The organism is Embleya scabrispora DSM 41855 (assembly GCF_000372745.1).
Taxonomy (GTDB): Bacteria; Actinomycetota; Actinomycetes; order Streptomycetales; family Streptomycetaceae; genus Embleya; species Embleya scabrispora.
This window is the reverse complement of record NZ_KB889745.1, coordinates 1-23,517: the sequence shown is the minus strand read 5'-3', so window position 1 is coordinate 23,517 and position 23,517 is coordinate 1. Positions and strand designations below refer to the sequence as shown.

The window sequence follows — 23,517 nt, the reverse complement described above, 5'->3', positions numbered from 1 at the left end:
TGCATCGTCAAGCTCGCCAACGGCTGGATCATCATGAATCCCGGCGGCGGCCCGACCCCCGACAAACCCGATGTGATGCTGCAGCCGCCCGATGACCCCAACACCACATCGAGCTTCCTCAACATCCGTGTGGCCGACATCGAGGCCTGCTACAGGGACTGGAGCGCCAAGGGGGCGGAATTCCTCACCCCGCCCATCGACCGGAAAGCCGAGTTGCGCTGCTATCTCCGCGATCCCGACGGATACCTCATTGAGGTCGGCCAGGCTACCGGAATGCTGGAAGGGGTGTTCGCCGACCCGCCCGCCGGAATGGAGTAACCGGGCGGGAGCCGACCCGCTTTCCTCCCACCCCTTTTTAGGACGGCCGAGCCGCTCCCGCTGGTCGGCCTGTCCGCACGGCGACCGGTCGCCCTGCGGGCCTAAAGGTGGAGTTTGGTCGTGAACCCGCCGCGCGAGCGGCCCGGGCCCTCGCCTCCAGGACCACCTCCACCAAGCGGGCGACCAGGCTCTTGCCACGGCGCCTCGTCGTGGTCGGGCGCGAACGGCTTGTCGTACGGCCGCAGTACATCCAGGTCCAGGCTCTCGGTCGGGCCGTCCACCCAGACGATCGAGCCGTCCTCACCGCCGAGTCCCCCTTCGGGACGGGCGGCGGATCGGTGCGGGCACCCGCCGCGCGCTGATGTGCCCGCACGATGGTGGAGTCGACCGAGACGTCCCAGTCGATCCCACCTGCGGCATCGGCCTCGGCCTGGACCCGTTGGAGCAGCCGCTCCCAGGTCCCGTCGGCCGACCACAGGCGACGGCGCTTGTAGACCGTTTTCCACGGCCCGAACCGTTCGGGCGGGTCACGCCACTGAACCCCGGTCCGCACCCGGTGCAGGATCCCGTCGATCACCCGCCGGCCGCCGGCGGCGGCGTTCACGCGTGCTCACGGCCGTGGAGCCGGGATACCCGGTCCGAGGGCGCCCGGCCAAACCCGAACCCACTTCGTCACGGTCCCGGGCGCCGATCCACTCGCCGAAGCCGATGCACAATTGCCCGGCCGGTGCGGTCGCACAAGCGGACGGCGTACAAGTCGAGATGGACCTCGCTCGGATGGTGGTCGAGGCAGTCGTGAAGGGCGCGTTCGAGGTCCGGCGCGGAGTCGATGTCGATTTCTCCTGCGGGTGTGATCACGGCCCAAGGGCCAGCCGGCACGGTGGAGACGGTGAATTCGGAACACGAGGGCATCGGAGTTCGTCCTCACTCGGCGGTCGGTGGAGGTGTCCGGGCCCGGGGGAGGCCGCGCGCGATTGGCGGCGCCTGCCTCCCATTCATCCCCCGGTGGGACCGCCACTGTCGACAGCGGCTCGAAGCACGAACGGATTCGACGGGTGGTCCTCGCGGGAGTTCGACACCGAACTCTCCGGTGCAGCCGCCAAGCGGCCTTGCCGAATGCACGGCAGGGGCATGAGCGGCGCCCGAATGTTCACGGGGCGTCTGTGTCGAGTCCGCCTCGTTGCTCACCGTTCATTACGGTGTGCACCTGTGGCGTCGCCGCGTGATTCCGGGGTTGCAGTTCCAGTCGTAGGGCGTGTCCGTGCAGGGAAGCGATCGCCGTCGCTCCCGCGTCGTCCACGACCTCCGTGTTCGACAGGTCGGATGCCACCTCGGCCACGTGGTCGGGGAGGGTGTTGATCATCGACAGAAGATGCCTGCGCAGGCGCTGGGCGACCGAGAGATCCACGACGGTGGGCATGATCATCCGGGCGTGTTCCCCGACCACGCGGCAGACGCACTGCCGATCACCGCTCATCGTTCGCCTCGATCGTTCGCGCACCGTGTGGTCTTGCAACTCCGCCCGTCCGGGATTGTGTGCGGGAAAACGCACATGGCCGAGCCCGCTGCCCTTAATCTCTGCGCGTGACGCTCGTGAAGCAAATATGTGGGCGCTTGGCGCTCCTGTGCGCGGTGGTGGCCGTGGTCGTCGGCAATCTGCCGCTTTTCCTCGTCCCACCCAAGGGCGCGATGCTGTATCCGGCCGTCGCGGCGCTGGTGTTCGCCGTCGCCTGGGCCGCGTTGTCCGCGTACGACCAGCGCGGCATCCCGCGCGTGGACCTCGACAAGCCGGACACCCCCGGCAAAGCACTCCCCAACCCCGCCTGGCCGGTACGCGTCGGCCTCGCGATCGTTGTCGGCCTCGGCAGCGGTGCCGCGCTGATGCAGGCGATCGGACCCGACGGCGAGTACGGGCGCCGCGTGGCCGAGATCCGCGAGGCCGGCGGCGGACGCCACACCCTGCCCATCGACAGCGTCGCCGACAGGGCGCGCCAAACCGGCACGAACATCAACGAAGAAGACCAGTACGCCGCCACGGTCACCGTCACCGTCCCGTTCACCGACGGCCCGCGCAGCGTCACCGTGCCGCACGTCCGCACGCTCCGCCCACCCGCCCCGGGCCGCACCGCACATCTCGTGTACGCCTCCGACCACCCGGAACTCGGCGTCTACGACGACCCGTTCGGATTCTTCGACACCACCTTCCCGATGATCTTCGTATGGGCGTTCACCGGCCTCCCGACGCTCATCCTCGCCGGCAACCTCACCCTCGCGAACATCGGCCGCCTGCGGATCTTCCACCCGCGCGTCCACCTGCCGGCCATGCTGATCCTCGCCGCAGGCGGCGCACTGCTGCTGCCTCTCGCGCTCGGCTACCCGGATGGCAGCACGGACATCTGCCTCGCGATCCCGGCCGCCGCGGCGCCCTGGGCCGCCATGGTGTGGGTGATCGTGCAACTTGCGCGCCTCCACGGCGCGGACGCGGTATTCGCGCGCACCCGCTTCGACGCCTGAGACGACTGCCAACACGCCAGAGGCAGTTGGCGTGACTACCCTTCGCTTGGTGTCGGCCGTCCCTGTCCTTCCGGGCTGGGCCTCGGGCTCGGGCGCCGGTGTTCGTCTTGCGGGCCTCTGGCATCTGCTCGGGCATGCCTGCGAACTCGAAGGTCGTGTCGGCGTCGTTCCGATCCGGTCGACGGGTCCGGCCCGGGCGTGGGGATCCGCTCTTCCATGGCGCGACTTTCCGACCCGACCCGGCCCGGCCACCCCGCCTCGCCACGCGCTGGGTCTCACACGGCCCCACCGGCGCAGCATGGCGGACCTGCATGCCGAAGTGGAGTCGGAGCAGCGTCACATCACGGTGGGACCGAGGCTTGCTTGTTGATGTGGCACCAGCCCCCGCCCTGACGACCTACCTGGCGGCGTGGATGCAGCCGTTCGGCTCGGACGGGCCGAGGTCGGGGACGATCAGTCGCCGCTGTCCGCGAGCCTCGCACGCGCTGTTGAGCGGCGGCTCCATTTGCGCCCCGATGACGGTCACGCGGCGCCCCTCTCGTGTGCGGAGCACGAGCGGCATCCCGTCTATCCAGTCGCCCGCGCGCCAGTGGCCGGAGATCTGGGCCCGGCCGTCGGACTGACGGTGCACCGCGACCACCCTGAAATGGAACCAGCTGCCATTGCCTCGGCCCGTCTGCTGGTAAAGCTCCCCGCAGAAGGCGCAGACAACGGTCGGCCACAGCGAAGGTACGTCACCGGCAGTCACGATGCTCCATCCACACAGGGCAAACGTGCTTGACGCGGCACTAGGGCGTGTATCCAGTTGAGATCAACAGGTGCTCCGGCTGAGGTCCTTGACCCGGATCATCGCGGCGCGAGGGTGGAGGCCGGCGAGGTAGCTCTCGGGGGTCTTGTCGTAGCGGGTGGCGATCCCTCGCCTTGCCTTCAGCCTGTTGATCGCGCGTTCGACCGTGTTCCGTTCCTTGTAGAGATCGGCGTCGTGGCCGACGGGTCGACCGCCCGCGCTGCCCTTCCTCTTCCGGTTGGCGGCCTGGTCCCTCTTCTCCGGGATGACCGCCTTGATACGGCGTTTGCGCAGGTGGGCGCGGTTGCCGCGGGAGGAGTGGGCCTTGTCCCCGGCGACCGCGTCGGGCCGCGTGCGAGGACGGCCGACGGGCCCGCGGACCCGTATCTTCCCGAGGACGGGGACGAACTGCGGGCTGTCGGCGGCCTGTCCCGGGGTCAGGACGAACGCCAACGGGCGGCAGTTCCGGTCGGCGGCGAGGTGAATCTTGGAGGTCTGCCCGCCCCTCGAACGTCCGAGCAGGGCGGCTTTCAGCCGCACCCGGTGCCGGCGCCGGACACGTCGTCGTTCCTCCCGCTCCGGGTCGATTCCGATGTCGTTCCCGTCTTGTTCCTCCGGGCGCCCCCTTTTGCCGGGCCTTCTCCTCCTCGGCGGCGGCCTTCTCCAGCGCGGTGAGCACTCCACGTCCGTCAGTTGCTCTCGCGTCACAACAAGAAGATCTACCAGTTCAGGGTCGCCGCGACGACGAATCCCACAGATTGATCACAACCAGATGCGCGCCCTAGTCGCCGAGCTTCACGCGGCGTTGTCCAGACCGACGAACACCTTCGCGATAAGCCACTCGCCTTCGGCGTGCTGCAGAGTAAACGTGTAGAAGCCGGTCGCGATCACGGTCGCGCTCCCGCCCGCGTTCGACGTCAGCATCAGGTAGGCCCACACCCCTGCTGTGTCGGCGTCCGCACGGCGGAAGACCATGTTGATCAGGTTGTGCCTTCGCTGATCGGTTTGTGCTTCCGTTGCATCTCGCACCAGGTCGAGAATCGCCGCGCGCCCGACGAGGGGGCCCTGCTCGACCTCACCGGCGATGTTGGCCGTCCAGGTGGCGTCTTCGGTCAGGATGCCCGCCAACGTCACCAGATCCGCGTGATCCAGGGCGAAGGCGTAGCGTGCCAGCGTCTGTTGGACGGCGAGCCGCTCTGCAGGGTCGAGATCCGCCTCTCCCGCCGGCGTTGTGTTGAGGTGGCTGCTTCCCCAGCCCAAAGCCGCAGTCGTCGTCATGTCAAGCCTCGCTCGTGCTCGGTTGTCGGGTGAAAGATCGGGCGCGCTCAGCGATAGCGGTCATCTGGCGTGCGCCGGAAGGGTGGAGGGTGTGACATGAACGGCGCGCGGCCTTGCGACCGACCGCTCCACCTTCGGGACGCCGGACCGCTGCCGCCGGCGACGGTGATGTGCCGGCCGGTGATGTCGCCCTTCCGCCGGCGGCATCGGGAATGCGACCGTCTCGGCGATCTCCTGCGGCAACCCGAGCCGAACCGAGCCGACCGAACGGATCGGCTCGGTTTGCCGCAGCGAGCGTCGCGGCCACCTGGTCGCCGGAGGCGCCCGCGTCGGTGTCTCGATGGCCGCCGGTGCCCCGCGGACGGGCGCCGGACGCGTCGGGGGAACGGCTCGTTCCTAGGCGACCGTGAGTACGATCTTGCCTCGGATGTGCCCTCGGGCGGCGCGTTCGTGCGCTGCTCGGGCATCCGCGAGCGCGAACGTGCTGTCGATCGCGACGCGGACCGTGCCCGTGTCGAGCAGGCGTCCCAGTTCGGCGAGCTGCGCGCCGTTCGAGCGGACCTGGGTGCCCGTGACCGTGACGCCCAGCTTCGCGGTCTCTTCTTCGTCGAATTCGCCGAAGAACACGGGGAACAGGGAGCCGCCGTGCTTGAGCGTGCGCAGGAAGCGCTTGCTGTCGGGGCCACCGACGGTGTCGAGAACGACGTCGACGTCGCGCACGCGTTCCTCGGGACGACTCTTGGTGTAGTCGATGAACTCGTCGGCGCCGAGCTCGCTCAGGAACGATTCGTGCGCGCCCGATGCCACCGCGATGACACGTGCCCCCTTCCACTTCGCCAGTTGTAGCGCGAAGTGCCCCACGCCGCCCGCGGCGCCGTTGACGAGCACCGTCACGTTGGCGTCGAGCGGCACCGGACGGTGTTTCGCCGCCTGGAAGGGCGACGGGTGATCGTGTCCGAGCTCGATCAGAAACTGCCACGCGGTCAGCCCGGCCATGGGCGCCCCGGCGGCGTGCACGTGATCGATCCCGGCCGGCTTGAGCGCGAGGTCCGCCGCAGGCGCGACCACGTACTCGGCATATGTGCTGCCATCGAAGCTGGGGAAGCGAAGGAGGCCGAAGACTTCGTCGCCGACGGAGATACCGTCCACATCCGCGGCGACGCCCTCGACGACCCCCGACAGGTCCGTCCCCGGAATCACGGGCAAGCCGAACTTCGGCCTCGTCTCCGGAGGCAGGTTGGACATCCCGTCGCGCAGGTACCAGTCAGGGGGGTTGATGCCGACCGCGTGCACGCGAACGAGCACCTCGCCCGGCCCCGGCTCGGGAATCGGCACCTCGTCGTAACGCAGAACCTCAGGGCCGCCGTGCTCATGGAGCCGGACCGCCCTCATCGTGTGTGTCGGCATCGTCTTCTCCTGCCCGTACTGCGGGATACGCTGATTCGGATCAGCGATCCACATAAGTGGACCACTGATCCGAATATATGGACCACTGATCCGGATAGTCAAGGGGACGCATGCGGGCCGACGCCAGGAAGAACCGCGACCACCTGCTCGCAGTAGCGGGCTCCGCCATCACCGAGCAAGGCGTGGACGTGTCTCTGCGCGACATCGCGCGCAGGGCCGATGTCGGGCTCGCGACGCTGCTGCGGCACTTCCCGACGCGCGAGGCGCTGCTCGACGCCCTGCTCCGCACGAGTTTCGACGAACTGGCGGCACAGGCAGGCCGGCTCGAGACGTCGAGCTCGCCCGAAGACGCTCTCGTTTCGTGGCTACGCGACTGCGTCGCGTGGACAACCGAGTATCGAGGCGTGACCGTGCTGATGGCAGCCGCCATCGAGGACACCGAATCCGCGCTCCACGCTTCGTGCGTCACCCTGCGCGCAGCCGGTGCGCGGCTCCTCACCCGTGCCCAGGCCGCGGGCACGGCGCGGAGCGACATCGATGGCACCGATCTGTTCGCGCTGGTGGCGGCGCTCGCGTGGCTCGGCGATCAACCCTCGCTCGCGCCACGCGCCAACCGGCTCTTCGAGGTTGTCGCGAGCGCGATTCTGACGAACGCAGGGCAGTGATAGCCGAGGGGAACGCCGCCCTCGGCCCCGTGGCTGAAATCGTCGCGCACGCGGCCCGGCGAACTCCACCCGGCATCGAGCCGCGCGCGACGGCCGGACACTGCACCGGATCCGCCACAGCACCCTGACACACGACGCCGGGTGGCACCTCCACCCCGATGCTGCCGGCCCGCTCTCGCCACGCCTTCGTCCGCTCCTTTGAGCGGTACGCACGCCCCAGCGTCGACGCGGTCGCCCGGCACGTCGCCGAACGCGACCTCGTAACCTATGACGTCGATTGCGCGTTCGCGATGCCGCAGGACATCCGGGAATGGCTTCCGGCCGGACATCTGTGTTGGAAGGTCATCGCCATCGTCCGGCAACTGGACCTGACGGCCTTTCCGGACGAGTCCGCGCCGACGGACAGGGCCGGGCGGCACACGACCCCTCGGTGCTCTTCGCCTTGGTCGTCTACTGCTACAGCAAGGGAGTTCGCTCCTCACGCCGGATCGAGAGCTCGTGCCTCGACGACGTGGGATGTCGGATCATCACGGCGAACCGCACCATCGACCATTCCACGATCGCGCGCTTCATCCGACGGCACGGCCAAGCCCTGAAGTCCTTGTTCGTCCAAGTACTCGCAGCCTGCGGCCGACACGGACTCGTGGACCCGTCGGCGGTGGCGATCGACGGCTCCCCGATGACGGCCAACGCGAGCCGGGACTCGAACCGATCCACCGAAGCGCTCGAACGAATCGTCAACGACTGCGAGATCGCGGTCACCGAGGAACTGGATGCCGAGTCGAACTCCGGACGACCTCCGGGACGACCTCCGGAAGGCTCGCTCTCCTGTGCGATCGGCGGGGTTGAGCCCATACGGCCAGGACGCGCCTGTTCGAGCGGGCGCGGCCCTCGGCCGGCGAGATCAAGATCAAGGTCGACACCGCCGAGCGCGTCGTCGCCCGCGCGGAAAGGCGCCTTGCCGCCGAGGTTGCCGCTCATCAGGCACGCCTGGACGATCATGCCTCGCGACGACAGGCGGAGAGGACTGTGGGCCACCATCGACGCGCACAATTCGGCGCCCCACCCGTGCCGCTGCGGCCGCGATTTCACGAGGGCGGTTCAACCCACGCACGAGAAACCGCAGGACCTGACCCCACCTGCGGTCGGTCAGGTACCCACACAACAGCTCCCGCAGCTGCCGTGGTTCCCGCTCGAGCATGCGCTCCGCTGCCAGGAATTCCAGGACCAACCGGTGGAAGAACTGGCTCTCGTCCGGCGCCGGTCGGATCATCACGCCGATCCCCGGACTCAGGCCGTCGACCATCGCGATGGCCGCCGCGTGCGCTTCGGACGGCGGATAGCCGATGGCGTCGCCCAGGGTGTCACGGAACACACGGCGAAGTTCCTCGTCGCCCAAGGCGACGACGGACCGCGTGTGCATGTGCTCCGCCGTCACCCCGCACACCGTCCGGATGTGAGGGGTGGAAGGAAACGCGTCCGGGGCCCCGGACAACTCGATCTTGCGTCTGCGATGTTCACCGATCATGCGATCGACCGCCGTGTCCAAAACCGCGTGCAGGTCCTCGGGGAATTCGGCCCTTTGGTCCCGAGCCCGCAGCAGGAGAGTCAGGAACAACGGCACGTCGGCCAACGCCGACAGGTGCGGGGCCGAACCGACCTCACCCGCCCACCGCGCACTCTCCACCTCCACCTGCGCCTCGTCGAGAAAAGGCGCGAGCCACTTGGCGATGAACTCGAGTTGCTGCGCCTCGCTCAACGGAGCCAGGGTCGCGCGGCGCCGGCGCGAAGCGTCCAAAGGCAGCTCGACCGAGCTGAAGGGCCTCGTGGACGCGACGACATCCGCGCGCTTGGTGCTCGCGAACACGTCCAACCGATGAAGGCACACCCGCGCCAGTCCCGGCGAGGCCCACTCGTCCAGCCCGTCCACCGCCAGGACTAGGGCGCGTATCCGGTTGTGATCAATCTGTGGGATTCGTCGTCGCGGCGACCCTGAACTGGTAGATCGTCTTGTTGTGACGCGAGAGCAACTGACGGACGTGGAGTGGGAGTTCGTCGGGCCTTACCTGCCGATAGGCGGGTTCGGTCCGTATCCCGAGCGGCTGCGGCAGCAGTTCGAGGGCGTGGTCTGGAAGTTTCGGACGGGTGCGCAGTGGCGTGAGATGCCGAGGGAGTTCGGTGCCTGGCCGCCAACCGGAAGAGGACGGGCAGCGCGGGCGGTCGACCCGTCGGCCACGACGCCGATCTCTACAAGGAACGGAACACGGTCGAACGCGCGATCAACCGGCTGAAGGCATGGCGAGGGATCGCCACCCGCTACGACAAGACCCCCGAGAGCTACCTCGCCGGCCTCCACCTTCGCGCCGCGATGATCCGGGTCAAGGACCTCAGCCGGAGCACCTGTTGATCTCAACTGGATACACGCCCTAGAGCACGCCGGGACCACCGGCCCGGGTGGCAGCGGGCGACCGGCCCTGCGGTGGCGGGGTCGTTGCCTGTGACGGACAACGGCGACCAGGACCGCCGACCACGGTGGGCCGCCTCCTGGGCCGCCCGCTCGCCCTGGTCCCCGCCCCGGGTGCGCCTGGACCTGGACGGCCCCACCCACCGCGACCCGTCCTGGCAACACCTCCTGGACCCGCCCGAGCCCGAATACCCGACCTACCGCCGGCCGGTACGCCTGGGGGAGCGCGACGGCCTCGTCGGCTACTACCGAGAACGCGACTACACCGGCCTGCACATCGTCCTCGACGAAGGCGACCTGACCGACCTGGACGACGACTTCGACTACCTGCGCCCCATCGGCCCCGGACACGGCCTTGCCCTCCCGGCCCGCCCACCACGCGACCACGACCCGACCAGCGCCGCGCACGTGAGCCTGCTCCTGGACCCCTACGGCACGGTGCACGCCACCACCGGCATCCTGCCCACCGCGAACCTGCGAATGCCCGGGCGTGCGTTCGAGGAATCCCTCGACGCGATCACCGCCGGATTCCGCTTCGGCCCGATGTTCACCGTCCCGGCCCCCGACGACAGCAGCGCCGTGACCCTGCCCAGGCCCGCCGACCGACACAGCACCTGGACCCAACCCGCCTCGGCCGGCGCGTGGACGACCCACCCCACCGTGCCCGCCGACCCGGCACCGGCGCTGCCGTTCGCCCGCCCGGTTCTGCGCACCGGCTACCTCCGGCTCCACCCGTCCGAGGAAGGACCCACGCCGTGAGCGACGAGTTCCCCGAACACCCGGCCCACGCGATCGTCTCGGGCCTGCTCGACTACGCGGTCCTGACCAACCCCTTCCCCCGGCAGGCCGGCCCTCCCACGGGGGAATCGACGATCGCCCGCCTGGACATGGTCGTCTCCGCGCCGCCCGGCGACCCCGTCGAGTACGCCAGGATCGAGATCGCGCTCCCGATCGGGACCGGCGCGCAATCCCCCGTGGACACCGCGGACGGCATCACACCCCTGCCACCGGACGGCTGGGAGGGCGCGGTCGCCGTTACCGCCACGACCGCCACCATCACGTTCACCCCGCCCGGAGGCTCGTTCGTCTTCGACGAGGACGGCATCTCCGCCTCCATCGCCGGACTGTCCGACATGCTCGTCCTCGGGTACGTGAGCAAGGCCTCCGGCGGCTCCTACCAGAGGCTCCCCCTCACAGTCGATGACCGCGTAGTCGGAAGCGCAGCCGATCCCCCGCACACGGAGGACGCGGTGTTCATGCCGTCGTGTGCGGGTGAACGGGCGACGCCGCACGTCGCACCGGGTTCCACTCCGGCGGCGGCAAGCTCGTCACCGTCCGGTTTGGGTCCTCCTGGGCGTTCTTCACCCCGAAAGGCGTGGACCATGACCACGGCCCCCGCGAGGGCGCGCACCGCGCCCACGGCGGCACCAGACCCGTGCGCTGCACGTCGATCGTGATCGAACTCCCGGTCGGGATCCGCCCCGTGACCTCGCCGCCACCGGCGAGGGCTGCGCGTATGCCGGCAAAGGCTGAGCGGACTCGGGGATGTGGGACGGCGTCAGTGCATCCCGGCCGCAAACCTCATGTTCGGCAGCCATCCGGGGGGAAGTAGCTGGAGGTGATCCGATAGATCCCGGGGCGCGAAGCGGTCAGTTGTATCCAGGGGCCGCTCGCGCGCAGGCAGGCGCCGTCGGAATACAGCCAATGCGAGTAGGTGGCACGCACGGTGACCGTTCCCGGGCGGGGCATCTTGAGCACGATGTCGGCGTCGCCGGCACGGAGCACTTCGGCGGGGGCGGTGGCCAGTGGCACGGCGTCCTGGACGCGGAAGACGGTCCAATAGGTGTCGTTCCAGACCGGCTCCAGCCAGGAGCCCAGGCGGCCGGACCGGATCAACGCGGCCTCGGTCCTGGCGTAGCCGTCCGGTGGGGCGTGCGGCAGGACGACGTAGCCGACCGCCCAATCGTTCAGCCACGCCCGATAGCTCGCCTCGTCGAGCTCCTCGGAGTAGAACAACCGGCCGCGCTCCATGTCGAGTTGGCGGTTCCAGCCGCGCACCGCCTGGAAATACCGGGCGAACACCCGGGCCTCGCGGTGCGAGCCGGTGGGGACCACTTCGACACGGCCGCGATACGCGCCCAGCCGGTCCAACTCGGCGATGACTCCGGCGGTGTGCCGCGACCAGCCGGGCACCTCCGTATGCGCCTGCACATCTCGGGCCGTCGCCACCGCCGTCCAGATCACGCACATCGCCAGCCCCGCGGCACAGAAGCGCGTGCGGAAGGACGCGTCACCACCGACTCGGAGCAAGGACCTCCCGGGCTGCGGGCCTCGCCGTCTCCGCTCGAACCAGATTGCCAGCAGCACGGGCGCGCCGACAAGCGCGCCCAGGCGCTCGACGTTGGTGCCCACCGGCGAAGGAATCAGCCAGGTCAGCACCACACCGACGGCGTAGACCGCGCCACCGGCCCGCAGCACGCGCCAGTCGCGCGGTGCCGTCAACGCCACCACGACGCCGGCCAGGACCGGCAGGATGATCCGCTCGGCGGCCATGGGCTGTTGGCCGTGGGACGGGAACAGCACGGTCACCAACCCACCGACCACACCCGTCGGTACGGTCAGGGCCAGGCCCCTCGCCCACTGCCGGTCGAGCAGGAACCCCGCGCCCGCCACGAGAAGGAACAGACCAGCCACGGGGCTGAACAGCACGGTCAACCCCGTCCCCACGACCCCCGCGACGAGCCGCCACACAGGTGTGTGCCGCCCCACGAGGACCAGCAAGGTGCCCAGCGCGCTTGCGACACCGAGAGCGAACGTGGCGCGGCCCGAGACGACGTTGGCCCACAGCGCCAGCGCCCCGATCAGCGCCGGCCACGTCGGCACTTTCCGGGTGGTGCGCACCAACAGCGCGGCCAACAGCCCGGTCGAGGCCAACCCACTGAGGGCGGCGAGAGTGCGGACCCCGACCAACGCCATCAGCGGCGGCGAGAGGACGCTGTAGCTGCCGACGTCGATCCCGCCGAACCAGAACAGGCCGTACGGCGTACCCGGATGCCGCACGGCGAACTCCGCCCAGGAGTACTGAGCCGCGAGATCACCGCCACCGGTGGCCAGCAGGAGGCCCCATCCCACATACAGCGGTAGTGCGAGCGCAACCGCCACATGACAGATCCGCCACCGGGGCGGGGAGACGCCGGACGGCTTCGCGGGCTCGGGGTCCCCGCCGTGACGCGCGCTGGACGCCTGGCCCAGGCGAGCACCGCGCCGTTCGCCGGAGGCGGCGCCGACGACCGCCGTCGCGATGCGGCCGCCCTCGGGTCCGAACGCCGACCGACGCGGGTATGGACCCCACCGCAGGCGGCGCGGTCGAGCGAAATGATTCCGGCCGACGCCCCCGCGCGGCTCGCTCATGACAGGTTCCTCACAGGCACAACTGGGCTCCGCAACCGCTTGACGGATGCGGAGCCTGCTCAGGCATCAGGATGACGCACGAAGACTAATCGGCCAAGCGCGCCGTGTGGCGCTCGGGGGGCGGACCTGGCTCGATCGAGGGAGGCCGGCGGCCCTGTGGTAGGACGGCGCAGGACACGGCGGGGGCAGCGAGTGTGAGCGCGAGGACTGGGTGGGACGTGGTGCCCTGCCGGGCCCCCGGTCGGCCGCGCGGTGTCGTCGGCGGGCCGGCCGCGGGTTCCGCGTGTCAGGGCCGGGCGGCCGCGGTGCACCGGTGCCGCCGGAAGGGCGAAGGCCCGGATCCGCCGTGGTGTGGCACGTATCGGTGCTCTGGCCGTTTGCCCCATGTCCGGGACGCCGGGACCCGGCGTGGGCGATCCTCAAGGGCCGCCGCCGTACAGTCGCGGCGCGATGCCCACTGGCCGGCGCGCCGATGTGCGGCACCCGACGACAAGGGAGACGACGTGGCGTTACGGAAATGGCCGAGGTGGACCTGAAGAACAAGCGCGTTCTGATCCGGGCGGATCTGAACGTTCCCCTCAAGGACGGGCGGGTCGTCTCCGACGCCCGTATCCGCGCGGCCGCGGCGACGCTCCAGGCCGCGCTGAAGCAGGGCGCCCGGGTCATGGTCACCTCCCACCTGGACTGGGCCACCGAGGGCAAATACCAGGAGGAGTTCTCCCTCCTTCCGGTCGTCAACTCCCTCAAGGAGCACCTGACGTGCCCGGTGCGGCTGGTCGAGGGCTACCTCGGCCCTGTCGAGGTGGCCGCGGGTGAGGTCGCCGTCCTGGAGAACGTGCGGTTCAACCCGGGGGAGGAGGCCGACGACGAAGCCCGGGCGCGGAAGTACGCGACTCTGTGCGACGTCTACGTCCTGGACGCGTTCGGCTCCGCACACCGCGCCCGGGCGTCCACCCACGGCGTGGCCAGGTTCGCCCCGGCCGCCTGCGCCGGCCCCTTGTTCACCGCCGAATCGGAGGCGCTGGAGAAGGTGCTCAAGTACCCGGCCCGCCCGCTGGTCGCCGTCATCAGCGGCCCGAAGATGTCCACGAAGCCGGCCCTGCTGGAGAACATCTGCAAGATCGCCGACCAGGTGATCGTCGGGGGCGGCATCGCCGACACCTTCATCGCCGCCCGGGGCCACAACGTGGGCACGTCGCTGTACGAGAAGGAATCCGTCCCCCGTGCGCTCGAACCGTCCAAGGACGGGAAGATCGCCGTCCCGACGGACGTCTCCACCGCCACCGAGTTCTCCGGGGTCGCGGCAGCGACCCCGAAGAAGGTCGGGGCGGTCGGTGACGGCGAGCAGATCCTGGACCTCGGCCCGGAAACCGTCCGGAACACGGCGAGATCCTGGAGCGCGCCCAGACCATTTTGTGGAACGGCCCGGTGGGTGTGTGGGAGTTCGCCAACTTCCGGAACGGGACAGAGACCGTCGCCCAGGCCGTCGCCAAGAGCCGGGCGTTCTCCGTCGCCATGGGCGGTGACACGCTCGCCGTCATCGACCGGTTCAACCTGGCGGACAAGCTGTCGTACGTCTCGACCAGCGGCGGGGCCGCCCTGGAGTATCTCGAAGGTAAGCGGCTTCCGGGTATCGACGTCCTCGAAGCCCGCGCCGCGTAGTACCCGGCCTGGGGGAAATAGCCCCCGGTTCATTCGTGAATCGGGGCATTCGTGTCCCGGGCCACACACCCGCATGCCCAGGTGTCGGAAGGCTCGACATCGCGCCGGGGGGTCCGCCTCGATCGGAAGCGGTCCGCCTCGATCGGCACGGTCGGCACTATCGGGCATGGGCAACTCGCCCGGTAGGCTCATCGATCCGGAGCCCCATATTCCCGACACCTGTGTGTACCGGAACGGATCCCAATGCCCAACGCCATCACTGATCACGTCCGCGGCCGGAAGCTCCACGGCAGCGCCTGGCTGGAGAGCGACGAGCGATTTCGCATCGAGTATCGCCGAATGCGTCGTCGGGTCCCGCTGTACCGGGTGGCCATCCGAGGACTTCGTTTCCTGCACAGGCTCACCGCCGACAAGACGCAGGCGCGCGCGAAGCTGAGTGTCACCTGGTGGCCCCGGATCGGCCCACACGGCGGGATCTACGCGATGCCGAAGCTGTGGACCATGAAGGAGGGCAGCGACAAAGACCCCGATCCTCCCGCGACCGAGGCCGAGATGTGGGAACGCCTCACATCCGGCACGTTGCGCCCGCCGATCGTGGAGGGCGGCGTGCGTCCGTCCGGGAGCGCAGATCAACTGCGTGCGAACGCCTCCTTGGCGGCGCGCCTGGCTCGCGCCGTATCGGCCGACGAATGGCCGCAAATGATCCACGAGTACGAGCACCGCAAGGCGATTTTCAAACACTTTCGCAAGGGCGTCGTACCCGAGGGCAACTGGCTCGTCGAGACCGGTGCGGTCCCCGAGGGCGTTCGGCCGCCGCTCTTCGGTTACGCCCGCTACCACTCGGTCGGTGACCGACCGCTGGACCTGTCCTCCGACCGACTCATGGACGAGGCGTGGGTGCTCAACCGGACGCCTCCGACGCTGCACATACCCTGGAGTCGCGGCAGGCAGCGATACGCGGGTGCGTTTTTCGGCCCGATGTTCGGCGAACTCGGTCGCACGGTCCCGGGTGCGGAGGCCAACCCGGAATTCCTGAGCCTGCGGGCCGCCTACGGCGTGTGGTGGACGAAGAACGCCTCGAAGAAGAACGAGGCCCGAGTGCTGCACGGGTCACGGGTGGTGCGAGCGAAGGACCTGGTGCGGTTCGCCCAGACGGAACTGCACTGGCACGGCTTGGCGCCGGAGCCCAAGAGTGGACCCGCGTGGGTACGGCCGTGGGAGCCGCCGAGACCGGTGGAGATCACCGACGACGTGGTCACCACGGTGGCCCGGGTCGCCAAAGCGGAGCCCCCGCCCGGTCCCACCGCACCGCGGGAGCCACCGGCGCGGCCCGCCGCCGCGACGGTCGTCGCGGCGAACGGACTCGCCGCGCCGTTGCCCTCCCGAGTACAGATGGTCGCCCGTCGCGCCTACGACCGGAACGTGCAGGCCGACGGCGCCCTCTACCAAGCCATCGCCGCAGCCGTCACGGTCGGCGACGGGGTGGTCCGGGCAAGGCCCGCACGAGGGCTCCCGGCCATCGATCCCCCTGCCGACGGTCGGGTCCCCGGTGTTCATCCGTGGCAGCCCGCGCCGGAAACGTCCGGCGGCTCGTCCCACGTGGTTCGCGGGACATTCTCGTCCGGTGGGTCGCGGGACGTCGATCGCGGCAAGTCCATGGAGCGCTAGCCCTGTTCTTCACGGGTTGCGTTGGTTGGGGTGTGACTGTGTCGGGGTCGGCTCGTTGTGCCGGTATGGCTGCATATCGAGTGGCCCCGGCATCGTGCCCGGCGTGGGCGGGCGGAGACCGTCACCGAGTCGGTGGTGGTCAAGCGGTTGGCCGCGTTGCCGGTGGTGGCGGACCTCTGCCGCCGGTTGGAGGTGGCCGGAATTGTCGATCGCCTGTGTCCGGTACGGGAGTTCGCCCGGATCAGTCACGGTGAGGTCGTCGAGGCGTCGATCGCCAATCGGCTGACGTCGCCGTCCCCGATGTGGAAGGTGGACGAGTGGGCCGCCGACTGCGCGGTCGAGGAAGTCTTCGGGATCGAGTCGGACGCACTCAACGACGATCGGATCGCCCGGGCCCTGGACGCGATCGCCCACGAGGTCGAGGCCGTCGTCGGGTCGATCGGGGCCGCGGGGATCGCCGCGTTCGGCCTGGACGTGTCCCGTCTTCACCGGGACATGACGTCGATCTCCCTGCACGGCGCGTTCGAGAGGGTCGAGGAGGAGTATCCGGCGCCGAGGTACGGCCATTCCAAGGACCGCCGGCCGGACCTGAAGCAGATCCAGGCGGGCCTGGCGGTCACCGCGTCGACGACACGAACCCTCGCGTCGTCGTCCACGGTGTAGACACGGGTGTCGATCGGGCGGGCCCAGACGCCGGCGCCGTCGTCGTGGAGATACGCCAGATCCCTGCGCGCGGCAGGAGAGGGCCGGCCCAGGCGCAACTTGCGACGCCCCACGCTCACCTGAACGAACGGCTGGTGCGACAGACCCAGAAGAGGCCGAGCGGCCGACGGGGCCTCTTTGTGCGCGACGAAGGATCGTTGATTGATGGGCATCTCACCGGGCACCTCCGGGACCAGTGTGACCACCGGATGGGGCCGATCGCGGTTGCATTCCTCGGCGACCAAGTCCTGTTGAACCTCGCGCATGCGTTCTTGCCGGTCGGCCGCAGCCTGGAAGCGCTGGTGGTAGGCGGTGGCGACGTGCGTCTCGGTCAGCCAGTCGGTCTCGCTGCCGGCGCGCCGCGGGCAGCGCAACGCGGTCGTGGGAGGATGCCCGCGTGCGCGCGGGCCTGGTCCTGGCGATTGCCCAACTGGCCCACGAACACGACCCGGGCGACACCGTCGCCTGGGTCCGGGCCCTGTGGCCGGATCCGACCGGCCCCGCAGAGGTGAGGGTGGGTGCCGCGTTGGGGCGGCTGTGCCTGGTCGACGATCCCGTTCCCGACGCCCTGCGCGCCGTGATCGAGGAGAGCGTCACCCCCGAACTCCACCGACCGTTGTCTCCGTCGCCCTGATGAGGCAGTCAGGAAGTCCATGCGGAAACACAACAGCGCGTCCACCCCGCGTGCGTGGACGGTCTTGGGGTCCCAGTGCAGCCAGACCTCGGGCAGCAGCGCGGGCAAGTCCGTCGTCGTGGCGCCGACGATGGCGTGGTAGAGGTCGAACAGAAGCAGCTGCGGGGCGACTTCGCGTCGTCGACGCTTTTGCGGAGCCGCGCGTACAGCTCCGCCTTCATCGCGGCCTTGTCGCCCGACTCGGGGTGCGTATGGACTCACCACGCCTGCAGGTCGCTCCATCGGATGCCGTCGGCGCCGATCGGCCGGTCGTAAGACCAGGACGTCCCCGGTGTTGCCGACGATGTCCTGGCGCCACGCCGACGGGCCCAATTGCGCCGTCGCGGGTCGGGTGTTCGGTCTCGACCGCGTGAGCGGCCTTCCCGGTCATGACTGCGGCTGTGGCGGCGGGGCGGCCGACCGTGTCACAGCCCGGCGGCCGCGCGCAGGCTCGCGTGGTCGTCGTCGCGCAGCGAGGCGCTCGCCAGGAGCGCGTCGTCGTCGAGGAGCCGCCGTACCCACGCCGCGTCCGTGACGAAGGCCGCTCGACACAGGGCGCGTTCGGGGTGGTCCTCCTCGCGGCCGCCGATCGCCAGGGCCCACGCGTTGTCGGGGTCGGTCGGCTCGGACAACGCGGCGGCCACCAGCACCAAATCGAACAGCTCGTCCCGGCGGGGCACCTCGGGATCGGCCGCCAGGCGCAACAGGAACGGCAGGACCGCCGCCATCGCCATGCCGATGTTCAGCGGACCCGACATCACCACCCAGCCCAGCGCCCGTTCGGTCTCCTCGGCCGCCTCGGGGTCCAGCAGACCGCGCAACACGACCGGGACGCCCTCCGGGCAGCCGGGGATCGCTGTCCACACCACGTCCTCGCACCCCGCCAACGCGGGGTGTGAGCAGGGGCCCTGCGCCAAATGCGGATGTGCCGCCACCAGCCTCGCGACCGCCGCCACCGCCGCCGCCTCGTGATCCACCTCGCACACCGCGAACCCCCTGTGCCATCCACGCGGCCCCGGTGGGCGAGACCCGCAACCCCGGGATCGGGACACCGATGACCACTGCGCGAAGCCGACTCCGAGTCCGGTCGATTCGTGTACGCGACGCTATCGAACTCGGATCGTGCCGGCTTCCGGATTTCGGGTGCGGATACCCGGACGCCTTTGCCCTGCGGGCAGGACTGCGGGCCGCGTTCGATCGCATCGCCGGCACCGGTTTGATGCGTAAGGGCTCAGGAGATCTTTGACGCGTTGTCCTAAGCCCGCACCGGGCAGCAACCTCGCGTCGGACGAGGGTTGTCCGACGCGAAGCCAACCGTGTTGGCGTACTCGCCGCGCTTTCGGCGGTTTCACCGGCCTCAGGAGATCCTCACCGTGGTGGCCCCGCTGGTCGACGACACGAGGTGCTCCGTCTGCCGGCTTGCGGGTGTGATCAGTCGTCGGCCGTGCGTTCCTGGCTGCGCTGGTTTGCGCGGTCGACCTCGGCCATGTGTTCCTCGGCCCACTCACGAAGCCTGGCCAGCGGTTCTTCCAGTGTCGTGCCGAGCGGGGTGAGCCCGTAGTACACGCGTGGCGGCACCGACGCTTCCACCCGACGGCTGACCAGGCCGTCACGGGCCAGCCCTTGAAGGGTGACCGACAACATCTTCTGCGAGACGCCGGCCATCCTGCGCTGTAGTTCCGCGAAGCGCACCTCCTGCGGGGACGCCTCCGCCAGCACCTTGATGGTCATGGACGTCCACTTCGTGCCGATCCGGTCAAGCAGACGGCGGGTCGGACACTGCGGATCGAACAGATCTCCACGATTCCCGTGAGGGGGGCGCCGCGTCGAGGAGGTCACCTGGAACTCACCACCTGTGGCAGAAGTGCGGTCTTGGCCCCTTCACCCTAGTTACCTATCGTTTTGTTGTCACCATTCGTAACCACACAGGGGGATCGCCGTGCCTGCCGCACCGCGCCACATACCCAACCGCCCGTCAGGCATCGAACTACGGCGGGTCACGGCCAACGGCGTCGACCTCAACGTGGCTCTCGCCGGCGAGGGGCCGGCCGTGCTGCTGCTGCACGGCTTCCCGCACACCTGGCAACTGTGGACCCATGTCCTGGACGGCCTCGCCGGGCAATACCGAGTGATCGCACCAGACCTGCGAGGAACAGGCGCAAGCACGCGCGCAAGGGACGGCTACGACGCCGGAACGCTTGCAACCGACGCCGAAGCCCTACTCGACGCTCTCGGGGAGAGTTCGGCGTCCGTGGTCGGCATCGACGCCGGAACCCCACCGGCCTTTCTTCTTGCCATGCGCCGCCCCGACCTCGTCCGACAACTCGTGGTCATGGAGTCACTTCTGGGCACACTTCTGCCGGGCGCCGAGGAATTCCTCGCCCATGGAGCACCGTGGTGGTTCGGCTTCCACGCGGTACCCGGCCTCGCGGAAACCGTACTCACCGGACACGAAGCCCAGTACATCGACTGGTTCCTGCGCACGGGCTCCAACGGAGAGGGCGTGGATCCCGCCGTCCGAAACGCCTTCGTCCACGCGTACACCGGGGCCGAGGCCCTGCGCTGCGCCTTCTCGTACTACCGGGCACTGCCCACGAGCAACGAACAGATCCGGGAAGCCGCCAATACCGGCCGGTTGACCGTACCCACCATGGCCATCGGGGCCCGCCCTGTGGGCAGGACCCTCGAACGGCAACTGCGGCCGCTCGCCGATCATCTCGTCGGCCACATCATCGACGACTGCGGCCACATCATCCCACTGCACCGCCCCAAGAGGCTGCTCAGCCTTCTGGAACCGTTCCTCGCCTCGCCGCTGCCGGTCCTCGAGCCTCGCGCGGACTCAGGAGCCGCTCTGCCCGCGCCTATGCGGCCATTGCGCACGTGATTTGCGTGGAAGCCAGGTCGTATGAGGAATCCGAAGGGCATGCTCTCAAAGGACCTGGAAACCCAGCAGGTCAGTGGCCCATCATCCGCCGAATGCGATGCGACAGGACAACCGCTGCCGATGGCCATCACATTGGCCCCCCACGCCCGGTCCGGGACAGGTAGCGTGCCGGCATGAAGAGTGACGACATCCCGGTGACGGTGGAACAGATCGGCGCGGCTCTGGCCGCGTTGGGCCTCTACGAGGGCAACAACACACCGGCCGAGCACGCCGAAAGGGCCGCAGGGTTCGGCAGCCCCGACATCTACCGGCTGCGTCTGCTCAACACCCTGCTGGGTGCGGTGCAGGGACAGGCGAAGCTCGCCGACGAGGCCGAGGAGGACGGCGAGGACCTGTTCACCGCATGGTTGGAGCAGCTGAAGGGCGCCGACACCTGGGACGACCCGGCCAGGCAGATATCCTTCCTGGGCTGGCAGGTTCGGCGGGTGGGTATGCCGCTCTTCCTCCTCGCCAACGATCCGGACACCGGGCCCATCGTGGGCGCGGCCGCGCAGGCCGCCGAGGCGCTGCACATCATGCTGGGCGTGATCGGCACACTCGAAGAGGCGGACCCGACCGTCGACTTCGTCACCATCATCAACCAGGGCGGGATGCTGAAGGCGGGCCGGGAGCTCCTGGCAACCGCCCTCGACAACACCGACACCGCGCTGGAGACGTTCAAGTAGGCCGGCCCGTGGTCGTCCGGGCCCGGCTGCCCGGCCGGGGGCTGCCATCTGCTTGTGGTCGATCATGAGATGGTGTTCCGGTCCCTGGACGGACCGCGCTGTTCGGCAGGGTCTGCTCGGCGGAGACGCCGACATCGCCCGCCTGTGCCGCCGAAGTCCGCCCACATCGACTCCACGGACGCTACGGCTTCGCGCTGCCCGCCCAAGGTGGCCGGCGGACGGCAGCGGCCCACCTGCAAGCCCTGAGGCCAAGGTGCTCTTCCAGGGAGCCGCGCCCGGCTCGCCGGCCGCCTTCCGGGCGGCGAGCCGGTATCGGACCTTCTCGTGGGACAGGCCCGCCTGCCGGCCGATCTGCCGCAGCCGCGAGGATCTGCCACGCAGCCGAGAATCCGGAGCTATGCCATCCGGTTGAGAATCGGCCGAAGCCACAGGTCACTCGGTCACTCACATGACATCGAGGCTGAGAACCCACAACTCGGGTGTGGGTTCTCGAATCGAGTCTCGCTGTTTCGTGCCGCGAGGAGGTCGGTGTCCTCGGGGGCGTCCGGGAGTGGGATCCGGGTGATGTCGGCCAGTCCCCGCTGCTGCCAGGCGATGAGTTCCGCGCGTACCGGGCGAGGGATGCAACGGTCGAGGCCGGTGAACGCGACGATCATGTCGTGGCGTTCGGCGCGGCCCGCGGAGGGGTCCTCGGCGATGGAGTGCAGGACGGTGCGGGCCTGTGGGGGTGTGTCGCCGCGTTGCCACGGCGACAGCATGGCGGTGCCTTCGGCCCGGAGTCGTTCCCGCGTGTGGTCCTCGAACCGGAATTGCAGCCCGCGTGATGTGCCGGCGAGCGCGCGGCGAAGCGGGGCGTAGGGGTTGGCGCGGCCGGAGAGGATGGCTTCGACGACCGCCTGCCGCATCTGCTCGTCGCGTTCGAAACGGACGGCCACGTCGACGTCGTGCGGTTCGGAGGCGCCCGGGCGAAGCTCCCGAAAATCCAGACCTGTTGGACCAGGGCTCATCGGCCAACTCCGGTCCGCGTCGAGTCGGCCGAGCATCCGTGCGACCAGATCGACGGCGCGTGCCCGCTTCACGTTCGTCTTCCTCGCATCGGCAGCGGTGTAGGTGCGCCGGCGTCCGTCCCCGGCCCGCCACAAGAGGACTTCGACCCGTCGGATTCGCCACCTCGACCTGCCGACCCGCAGGAGGATGGCCGACGTGCGCCGGTACCGAGCCGACCACATCGACGAAAGGGAATCACCGTGGATGTCGCGGAGGCGCTCGGCGAGTTCCTCGGCCAAGGCGGTGTCGGCGACATCGCGCTCAGTCCCGACGGACGCACCCTGGCCATCGAAAGCAACAGCCTCGGCACCACGCAGCTCCGAAAGGTGGGGACCCACCGGCAACTGGGTGAGATCCCCTCCGGCTTCGTCACCGCCATGAGGTTCGATCCCGACGGTGTCCAACAACGCGACCGGCTTCCGGAGCGGTTCGACCCGCAGGGCTGACCGGCGAGTCTTGGTCCCCGCGGGGCACTGCCCGTGCGGTGACCCGTGTTCTCGGAGCGCCGAGCGGGCGCACCGGCCACCGACGCCGTCTCCCGGCAGCGCTCGCGTCGTCGGTCGGTCGTCTGCGACCGCTGTGCGTCGGCGGACGGCCCGGTATCGGCGAACCGGCACGTCGCCACCTGGCCCCCGAACCGCCCGCAGGCCCGGAGCGGGGGATCACCCCCGATCGGGAGCAGACGATCGACCGCGCGGCATCGAGTGACATGCGGGCCCTGTACGAGGACCTGATCGGCCCGTTCGAACGCGCCCTGATGCCGCTGCGCGTCGACGGGGCCCACGAACTCGACCCGCAGGCCGAGGTCTGGAAGTGGGAGGAGAACCTCCTTGTCGGCACGTTCGACCTGTGGTTGTGCATTGAGTCGCCGCCGACACGGTCGTGGCCGGTCCCGTCCATCAGCGGTCCGCACCGTTGGTCCGATGATGGGAGACCTGTTCACGTGCCGCCTGCCAACGTGACCGTGTCTGCTCGACCACGCTGTCCCACTGTCGGCGGACCTCGTGGTCGGAAGGGCGTCGGCCTTGACGGATCCGACCGAGTTCGTCTCGTACTTCTCGTCCCAGCGCAGCCGATGCGACGAGGACGAGCATGGCCGCGAAGAGGGCCGAGATCATCGCGAAGACGGCACCGACCACTCCGTAGCGCGAGACGGAGGCGTTGAACAGACGCGGCAGGTAGACGCCGGCGCCCACGGAATAGATCGCTGTCAGAACGGCCGCGGTGACGCCGAAAGGGATCAGGTCGGGCCACGTGATCCGCTTCGCCGACAGGATCCAGCCGCTCCAGACAAGAAACACGGCGGTTACCG

The 23,517-nt window shown here is 69.4% G+C and carries 21 protein-coding genes and 6 pseudogenes; 15 read left to right on the top strand and 12 right to left on the bottom strand.

The genetic code is table 11. From position 1 onward, the window contains the following. On the top strand, positions 1-318 hold a 318-nt coding region (locus A3IC_RS0151060), incomplete at its 5' end, for a VOC family protein (RefSeq protein WP_020557777.1). A 453-nt stretch (positions 319-771) separates the two neighbouring features. Here the strand turns inward: A3IC_RS0151060 and A3IC_RS74010 are convergent. Further along, positions 772-901, bottom strand: a pseudogene (locus A3IC_RS74010) (transposase); the annotation flags it as partial. A 567-nt stretch (positions 902-1,468) separates the two neighbouring features. Next, on the bottom strand, positions 1,469-1,795 hold the full coding sequence (locus A3IC_RS0151050; protein ID WP_158696470.1) for a hypothetical protein: 327 nt from the start codon (positions 1,793-1,795) through the stop codon (positions 1,469-1,471). A gap of 107 nt (positions 1,796-1,902) precedes the next feature. Here A3IC_RS0151050 and A3IC_RS0151045 point away from each other — a divergent pair, with 107 nt between their 5' ends. Beyond that, a complete protein-coding gene (locus tag A3IC_RS0151045) occupies positions 1,903-2,832 on the top strand; it encodes a hypothetical protein (RefSeq protein ID WP_158696468.1) in 930 nt (309 codons plus the stop codon). A gap of 397 nt (positions 2,833-3,229) precedes the next feature. Here the strand turns inward: A3IC_RS0151045 and A3IC_RS0151040 are convergent, their stop codons facing one another. The 4 genes and pseudogenes from A3IC_RS0151040 to A3IC_RS0151025 form a co-directional block, all read right to left on the bottom strand. After that, on the bottom strand, positions 3,230-3,580 hold the full coding sequence (locus A3IC_RS0151040; RefSeq protein ID WP_020557773.1) for a hypothetical protein: 351 nt from the start codon (positions 3,578-3,580) through the stop codon (positions 3,230-3,232). Between the two features lie 63 nt (positions 3,581-3,643). Next, positions 3,644-4,304, bottom strand: a pseudogene (locus A3IC_RS0151035) (IS5 family transposase); the annotation flags it as partial. 110 nt (positions 4,305-4,414) lie between these two features. Next, the gene (locus A3IC_RS0151030; protein ID WP_020557771.1) at positions 4,415-4,897 is read right to left on the bottom strand and encodes a nuclear transport factor 2 family protein; all 483 of its coding nucleotides are present in this window, start codon (positions 4,895-4,897) and stop codon (positions 4,415-4,417) included. Between the two features lie 396 nt (positions 4,898-5,293). Then, positions 5,294-6,304 carry an NADP-dependent oxidoreductase gene (locus tag A3IC_RS0151025; protein ID WP_026219711.1) on the bottom strand — a complete coding sequence of 337 codons (1,011 nt, stop codon included), beginning with the start codon at positions 6,302-6,304 and terminating at the stop codon, positions 5,294-5,296. A 110-nt stretch (positions 6,305-6,414) separates the two neighbouring features. Here A3IC_RS0151025 and A3IC_RS0151020 point away from each other — a divergent pair, with 110 nt between their 5' ends. Beyond that, complete coding sequence (locus tag A3IC_RS0151020; RefSeq protein WP_020557769.1) at positions 6,415-6,969, top strand: TetR/AcrR family transcriptional regulator; 555 nt, start codon at positions 6,415-6,417, stop codon at positions 6,967-6,969. Between the two features lie 310 nt (positions 6,970-7,279). Further along, positions 7,280-7,537 (top strand): annotated as a pseudogene (locus A3IC_RS74000) (transposase); the annotation flags it as partial. Between the two features lie 342 nt (positions 7,538-7,879). Here the strand turns inward: A3IC_RS74000 and A3IC_RS72305 are convergent. Beyond that, the gene (locus tag A3IC_RS72305) at positions 7,880-8,899 is read right to left on the bottom strand and encodes an NACHT domain-containing protein (RefSeq protein WP_020557767.1); all 1,020 of its coding nucleotides are present in this window, start codon (positions 8,897-8,899) and stop codon (positions 7,880-7,882) included. 85 nt (positions 8,900-8,984) lie between these two features. Here A3IC_RS72305 and A3IC_RS66560 point away from each other — a divergent pair. From A3IC_RS66560 to A3IC_RS0151000, 3 genes and pseudogenes are all read left to right on the top strand, one after another. Further along, positions 8,985-9,376 (top strand): annotated as a pseudogene (locus A3IC_RS66560) (transposase). 90 nt (positions 9,377-9,466) lie between these two features. Continuing rightward, positions 9,467-10,192, top strand: a complete 726-nt coding sequence (locus A3IC_RS0151005; protein ID WP_026219710.1) for a hypothetical protein — start codon at positions 9,467-9,469, stop codon at positions 10,190-10,192. Further along, entirely contained in the window at positions 10,189-10,890 is a 702-nt protein-coding gene (locus A3IC_RS0151000; RefSeq protein ID WP_020557766.1) for a hypothetical protein, read from the top strand. The genes A3IC_RS0151005 and A3IC_RS0151000 overlap by 4 nt, the downstream gene beginning before the upstream one ends. Before the next feature lie 124 nt (positions 10,891-11,014). Here the strand turns inward: A3IC_RS0151000 and A3IC_RS0150995 are convergent, their stop codons facing one another. Beyond that, positions 11,015-12,595, bottom strand: a complete 1,581-nt coding sequence (locus A3IC_RS0150995) for a hypothetical protein (protein ID WP_020557765.1) — start codon at positions 12,593-12,595, stop codon at positions 11,015-11,017. Positions 12,596-13,316: 721 nt separating this feature from the next. Here A3IC_RS0150995 and A3IC_RS73310 point away from each other — a divergent pair. The 5 genes and pseudogenes from A3IC_RS73310 to A3IC_RS72875 all read left to right on the top strand — a co-directional run bounded on the left by A3IC_RS73310 (position 13,317) and on the right by A3IC_RS72875 (position 17,652). Then, positions 13,317-14,506, top strand: a pseudogene (locus A3IC_RS73310) (phosphoglycerate kinase). A 243-nt stretch (positions 14,507-14,749) separates the two neighbouring features. Further along, positions 14,750-16,174, top strand: a complete 1,425-nt coding sequence (locus A3IC_RS0150980) for a hypothetical protein (RefSeq protein WP_020557762.1) — start codon at positions 14,750-14,752, stop codon at positions 16,172-16,174. A gap of 57 nt (positions 16,175-16,231) precedes the next feature. After that, the gene (locus A3IC_RS61425; RefSeq protein ID WP_020557761.1) at positions 16,232-16,837 is read left to right on the top strand and encodes a DUF4277 domain-containing protein; all 606 of its coding nucleotides are present in this window, start codon (positions 16,232-16,234) and stop codon (positions 16,835-16,837) included. A gap of 436 nt (positions 16,838-17,273) precedes the next feature. Then, positions 17,274-17,510, top strand: coding sequence for a hypothetical protein (locus tag A3IC_RS69585; RefSeq protein WP_020557760.1), 237 nt, complete (start codon positions 17,274-17,276; stop codon positions 17,508-17,510). Positions 17,511-17,529: 19 nt separating this feature from the next. Further along, the gene (locus A3IC_RS72875) at positions 17,530-17,652 is read left to right on the top strand and encodes a hypothetical protein (protein ID WP_281174615.1); all 123 of its coding nucleotides are present in this window, start codon (positions 17,530-17,532) and stop codon (positions 17,650-17,652) included. Positions 17,653-17,974: 322 nt separating this feature from the next. Here the strand turns inward: A3IC_RS72875 and A3IC_RS0150960 are convergent, their stop codons facing one another. Both A3IC_RS0150960 and A3IC_RS0150955 read right to left on the bottom strand, forming a co-directional pair. Further along, positions 17,975-18,535, bottom strand: a complete 561-nt coding sequence (locus A3IC_RS0150960) for a hypothetical protein (RefSeq protein WP_020557758.1) — start codon at positions 18,533-18,535, stop codon at positions 17,975-17,977. Between the two features lie 445 nt (positions 18,536-18,980). Further along, positions 18,981-19,388: a winged helix-turn-helix transcriptional regulator gene (locus A3IC_RS0150955; RefSeq protein WP_026219708.1), complete on the bottom strand. Its 408-nt coding sequence runs from the start codon at positions 19,386-19,388 to the stop codon at positions 18,981-18,983. 100 nt (positions 19,389-19,488) lie between these two features. Here A3IC_RS0150955 and A3IC_RS0150950 point away from each other — a divergent pair, with 100 nt between their 5' ends. Then, complete coding sequence (locus tag A3IC_RS0150950) at positions 19,489-20,433, top strand: alpha/beta fold hydrolase (RefSeq protein WP_020557756.1); 945 nt, start codon at positions 19,489-19,491, stop codon at positions 20,431-20,433. A 173-nt stretch (positions 20,434-20,606) separates the two neighbouring features. Continuing rightward, entirely contained in the window at positions 20,607-21,158 is a 552-nt protein-coding gene (locus tag A3IC_RS0150945) for a DUF6245 family protein (protein ID WP_020557755.1), read from the top strand. Between the two features lie 440 nt (positions 21,159-21,598). Here A3IC_RS0150945 and A3IC_RS61415 read toward each other — a convergent pair whose 3' ends face one another. Then, positions 21,599-22,237, bottom strand: coding sequence for a hypothetical protein (locus A3IC_RS61415; protein ID WP_158696465.1), 639 nt, complete (start codon positions 22,235-22,237; stop codon positions 21,599-21,601). Between the two features lie 168 nt (positions 22,238-22,405). Between A3IC_RS61415 and A3IC_RS0150935 the strand changes: the two genes are divergently transcribed. Further along, the gene (locus A3IC_RS0150935; RefSeq protein WP_020557753.1) at positions 22,406-22,651 is read left to right on the top strand and encodes a PD40 domain-containing protein; all 246 of its coding nucleotides are present in this window, start codon (positions 22,406-22,408) and stop codon (positions 22,649-22,651) included. A gap of 453 nt (positions 22,652-23,104) precedes the next feature. Here the strand turns inward: A3IC_RS0150935 and A3IC_RS61410 are convergent. Then, positions 23,105-23,517, bottom strand: a pseudogene (locus A3IC_RS61410) (hypothetical protein); the annotation flags it as partial.

Bases quoted from the DNA above. Each gene is read 5' to 3' on its own strand.
- A3IC_RS0151050 (WP_158696470.1), bottom strand. From the start codon at position 1,795: ATGAGCGGTGATCGGCAGTGCGTCTGCCGCGTGGTCGGGGAACACGCC.
- A3IC_RS0151030 (WP_020557771.1), bottom strand. From the start codon at position 4,897: ATGACGACGACTGCGGCTTTGGGCTGGGGAAGCAGCCACCTCAACACA.
- A3IC_RS0151025 (WP_026219711.1), bottom strand. From the start codon at position 6,304: ATGCCGACACACACGATGAGGGCGGTCCGGCTCCATGAGCACGGCGGC.
- A3IC_RS0151020 (WP_020557769.1), top strand. From the start codon at position 6,415: ATGCGGGCCGACGCCAGGAAGAACCGCGACCACCTGCTCGCAGTAGCG.
- A3IC_RS0150980 (WP_020557762.1), top strand. From the start codon at position 14,750: ATGCCCAACGCCATCACTGATCACGTCCGCGGCCGGAAGCTCCACGGC.
- A3IC_RS72875 (WP_281174615.1), top strand. From the start codon at position 17,530: ATGCGGAAACACAACAGCGCGTCCACCCCGCGTGCGTGGACGGTCTTG.
- A3IC_RS0150945 (WP_020557755.1), top strand. From the start codon at position 20,607: ATGAAGAGTGACGACATCCCGGTGACGGTGGAACAGATCGGCGCGGCT.